Source organism: Klebsiella sp. 28 (genome assembly GCF_018223905.1).
Lineage (GTDB): Bacteria > Pseudomonadota > Gammaproteobacteria > Enterobacterales > Enterobacteriaceae > Klebsiella > Klebsiella pneumoniae.
The window spans coordinates 1-640 of record NZ_JAGRQY010000281.1 but is presented as its reverse complement, the minus strand read 5'-3'; the positions used below and the strand labels follow the sequence as shown (position 1 = coordinate 640).

Here is a 640-nt window from a genome sequence, read left to right as displayed (position 1 = left end):
ATTAAATACCACCACAGCTTACAAGATTTGAATATGGAGTTATTCATCTGTGATGATAAAATGAAATACAATTAATATAAAATAATGTCAAATTTAATTCAATGAAAGTTGAATACATATAACATTTTATACTTATACAATGACTTCTATATTCCATTAAGTTTTTCGGCCTTTCATACTAGCCAGAAATAACATTCCGTTTCTTTTAAATCTTTCTTTATCATCTGGATGTAGGTGGGGTATCTCTAGTAGCATACCTAAAACAAGATCCTTATCCACCGTAAAAACATCACAATCAAGAGCCTTGGCAACTTCAGCCCCTAAAATTATTTTCTGACGTGTCTCTATCTGTTTAGCTTCTTTCTTAGACTTATATTGCAAACGATTTAAACGCATCTGAGCAGATGCTAATTGCTGCTCCAGTGTCTTTTTTATTCGTGGTTTCTTTCTGGTTTGCTCTTTATCTGAAATATCACTCATTTTCTATCCTCTTATAGTTCCATGATACATATATATTTCTTATATATATGTTAGTCAATGAGGATATTTGAAAAATTGGATTATTATTTCTTTTTATACGATGGGAACTTTTCTTTTAAAATGTTAAAGCAGTTGATAACATTTTCATGCTCTACTGAAA

Annotated in this window: 1 protein-coding gene; it reads right to left on the bottom strand. The window is 30.0% G+C overall.

The features are described from left to right. Positions 1-156 precede the first annotated feature (156 nt). Positions 157-480 carry a conjugal transfer protein TraD gene (locus KHQ28_RS28295; RefSeq protein WP_001548707.1) on the bottom strand — a complete coding sequence of 108 codons (324 nt, stop codon included), beginning with the start codon at positions 478-480 and terminating at the stop codon, positions 157-159. Positions 481-640: the final 160 nt, after the last annotated feature.

Excerpts from the sequence above, each read along its gene's own strand:
- KHQ28_RS28295 (WP_001548707.1), bottom strand. The coding sequence starts at position 480 with ATGAGTGATATTTCAGATAAAGAGCAAACCAGAAAGAAACCACGAATA.